This window comes from Streptomyces sp. SID14436 (genome assembly GCF_010548465.1).
Lineage (GTDB): Bacteria > Actinomycetota > Actinomycetes > Streptomycetales > Streptomycetaceae > Streptomyces.
On sequence record NZ_JAAGMD010000104.1, the window covers coordinates 1 to 3,428 of the forward strand.

Annotated in this window: 3 protein-coding genes and 1 pseudogene; 1 reads left to right on the forward strand and 3 read right to left on the reverse strand. The window is 73.7% G+C overall.

The features are described from left to right. A partial coding sequence (locus G3I53_RS04090; RefSeq protein ID WP_275406483.1) for a glycerol-3-phosphate dehydrogenase C-terminal domain-containing protein occupies positions 1 to 194 on the forward strand: 194 nt, incomplete at its 5' end. A gap of 67 nt (positions 195 to 261) precedes the next feature. Here G3I53_RS04090 and G3I53_RS04095 read toward each other — a convergent pair. From G3I53_RS04095 to G3I53_RS04105, 3 genes and pseudogenes are all read right to left on the reverse strand, one after another. Next, positions 262 to 2,325 carry a discoidin domain-containing protein gene (locus tag G3I53_RS04095; protein ID WP_343240552.1) on the reverse strand — a complete coding sequence of 688 codons (2,064 nt, stop codon included), beginning with the start codon at positions 2,323 to 2,325 and terminating at the stop codon, positions 262 to 264. 215 nt (positions 2,326 to 2,540) lie between these two features. Next, the gene (locus G3I53_RS04100; protein ID WP_164336679.1) at positions 2,541 to 2,888 is read right to left on the reverse strand and encodes a hypothetical protein; all 348 of its coding nucleotides are present in this window, start codon (positions 2,886 to 2,888) and stop codon (positions 2,541 to 2,543) included. Between the two features lie 78 nt (positions 2,889 to 2,966). Beyond that, positions 2,967 to 3,428, reverse strand: a pseudogene (locus tag G3I53_RS04105) (hypothetical protein); the annotation flags it as partial.

The window sequence follows — 3,428 nt, forward strand, 5'->3', positions numbered from 1 at the left end:
TGCGGGAGCGCGTGCTGCCGTCCCACCCCGTCACCGGCGCCGAGGTGCTGTGGGCGCTGCGGCACGAGGGGGCCCTCGACGAGGCCGACGTACTGGACCGCCGGACCCGCATCGGGCTCGTGCCCGCCGACCGGGAGGCGGCCCTGGACGCGGTGCGGGAGCTGCTGGACGGTGCGCTGCCGCAGCGGGGCTGACCGGGGCGCGGGACCGTCCCGCCCGCCCCGGGGGTCCCGCCCGGACGTGGCGGGGCCCCCGGCGGGCTCACCGGCTGTGCACGCCGACCTCGTACAGGGAGTAGCCCCACTGGGTTCCCCGCTCCAGCCCCTGCACCCGCACGTGCCGGGCCTGCACGGGGGTGAACCGGGCCGTGTCCAGGCCGCCGTCGCCGGAGGCGGTGGACCAGACGGTGCGCCAGGTGGTGCCGTCCGTGGACACGTCGACGCGGTAGGAACGGGCGTAGGCGCGCTCCCAGTCGAGCGTGACCCGCCCGATCCGCCGGGTCTCGCCCAGGTCGATCCGCAGCCACTGGCCGTCGTTCCAGTCGCTGGCCCAGCGCGTGCCCCGGTCGCCGTCGACGGCGCGGCCCGCCGCGTAGCTGGTGAACGGGTTCCACTCGGCGGAGGAGGCGGTGGCGGTGGCGCCCTCGGCGAGGTTCACCTCGGAGCGGTGGGCCTCGGAGGCGCCCCAGGTGCCGAGGTAGGACTCGGCGCCGCGGAACAGTTCGTCCACCACGTCCTGGCCGCCGACCCGCCGGATGTCCTCGATCCAGTCGGGCACCAGCCCGTGGTGCGCGGCCCCGTCGGTGTTGAGGTCCCAGGTGCGCTCGCCGGTGGTCTGCCGGTCGAGGACCGACCCGCCGTCGACGCTGCGGAAGGGGTACGTGACCGGGTTCGGGGCGTCCGCGCCGCGGGGCGCGGGCCAGCCGCCGACGCCGTTCATGTCGGTGCCGTAGCCGTAGCCGACGCCGTGCTTCTCGCGCAGTGCCCCGGTCCGTCCGGCCTCCGCGACGAAGTGCTCGGAGCCGTTCATGTACTGGGCGATGAAGCCGCCGAGACCGTAGACGCGGTCGGTCCAGTCCAGGTCCATCCAGCTGTGCGAGGAGATGACGCCCGGATACGACTCGGCCTCCAGGATGTCGAGGACGCGGCCGGTGGCCTTGACGCTCATGTGGTCTATCTCGAGCATCATGTTGCGCTTCATCATGCCGCGCACGGCGTACTCACCGAGGTCGGTGAGCCCCCGGACGTTGCACTGCGCGTCCTCGGCGTAGCTGGGCAGGTCCACGCCGTCGGGCAGCTTCTGCTCCGCCCCGGGCGCTGCGGTCAGGCCGATGGGGTTGTCGCGCTGGGGACCGGTGCACTTCTCGGTGCGCCAGAAGGTGCCGGTCGACAGGAACTGGCCGACGTTGATGGCGGTGCCGAGGGCGCCCGAGTCGAAGCGCACGCCGCACAGCGCGTTGTCGAACTTGTGGCACAGGAACATGCTGCGCACGCCCAGGTCGTACAGCTCGTCGAGTCCGGCGTCGATGTCGGCCCGGTCGCACTGCGCGATGTCCAGGATCTGCTTGCACCCGAAGGGCTCGGAGGTCTCGACGCCCAGCACCACGGCCAGCTTGCCCTGTTCGACGACATGGCGGGCCTGCGCGCTGTCGGTGACGACGCGGAACCAGCCCTTGCCGGGGCCGCCGTACATCCGGTCGACGAAGTCCTGCATGTCGTAGGTGAGTTGCGCCTGCAGCCGGATGGAGGTCATCTCGTCGCAGCTGCGGTCCTTGAAGAAGTACACCGAGCAGATGACGCCGTTGGTGACGAGGTCGTTGACCAGCACGCGCTGTCCGCCGCGCCAGGCGCGTTCGATCCAGGCGTAGTAGTTCTGCTGGTGGGTCAGGGAGTCGTGGGCCGGCCAGTCCTTGAAGGAGGGCCACCCCACCGGGTCGTGCCGGCCGTCGCCGCCGTTGGTGATGAAGTCGAACACGGCGAGCGAGCCGTCGGGGTAGTGCTCGGGGCAGTCCTTGAGCGCCTCGGCGACGCCGCGGTCGGAGAACGGCTTGCCGCAGATGAGCCGGCCGCCGAACGCCTCGTTGGACATGATGTGGTTGTGCGCGTCGACGAACCCGCGTACCTCTCCGGCGGAGTTCGTGCCCTTGAACGGCTCGCCGGTGACGCCGATCCCCGAGTCCGGGGACGGGCGGGCCGTCGGGTCCCACCAGTCGCCGTCGGCGGCGGCGCTCGGTGTGGGACCGAGGGCCGCGGCCAGGACGAGCAGGATCAGGGACAGGAAGGCGACTGGTCGGCGTCTGCCGGTGGAGCGTCGAACGATGGTCACGGCCCACGTCCCTCCGTCGGCGGTCGGCACGGCCGCTCGACGGGCGGGGAACGGGGCCCCCGACTTGTCATGACCGCGCACAGTACGGGCCGAGGATCGCTACTGGCGCGTAAGGAGTCAAGACTCCCGGCACCGGGAGCCGGTCGCGGGGCGGACGGGTCGCGCCCCGGCGCCGCACCGCCACCGCGGCGCGGCGGAGCCCCGGCGGGGCCGGCCTACTCCCCCGCCCTCGTCTCGTAGTGCAGCGAGATGGAGCGCAGCACGTCCGTGGAGGACACGTCGGTGCGGCCCGCGTCGTGGACCTCGGCGAGCTGGACGAAGGCGAACGCCAGCGCGGAGGTGATCTGCACGATCGCGGGCCCCAGCTTCGCCGTGACGATGTCCGCGACCTCGCGGGCGCCGGCGTCGGCCGGCAGCTCGATGTGCGGCAGCATCTCCTCCAGCAGCTTGGAGACCGCGCCGCTGTTGGTGACCGCGTCGGGGTCGGCCCGCAGTTGCCGCCGCATCTCCAGCGCCTCGGTGAGGATCCCGACGCCCCGCTGCATGAACTCGCGCTGCTCCATGGCCACAGCCTAGACAGCCGCACCCCCTTCCCCCAGGGCGCCGGCGGATCCCGATCGCCGCGTGCCCCGGGCACCCTCGCGGACGGCGCCCTGGGTGCCGGCGCGGAACTCGCCCATCGCCGCGGTGACGACCGTGGCGGGCAGCGGGCGTCGCTCCCCGGTCTCGGTCACCTCGTCGAGCTCGGCGCCCAGGGCCCGGGCCATCATGCGCACCTGGCCGCCCCACACCGCGGTGGGCACGGACTCCAGCAGCATCGGGGGGTGGTGGTCCATGGTGACCACCACCGCCCCGGACCGGACCGCCCGCGCGATGTCCTCCGGCGCGGCATCGGGACGGATCTCGCCCGAGGCCGCGGAGACCACCGCGCGGGGGCGGGCGGCCGGCACCGCGCCCACGTCGTCGGTCGCGGCCACCCCCAGCCGCTCGTCGAGTCCCGCCAGCTCGCCCGCGTCCCGGCCCACCTTGGCCGGGTCGGCGGCCGGCACCGCCGTGAGGTCCGGCGCGGGGTGCGCGGCCACGGCGCGGACGGCCGCGCGGCC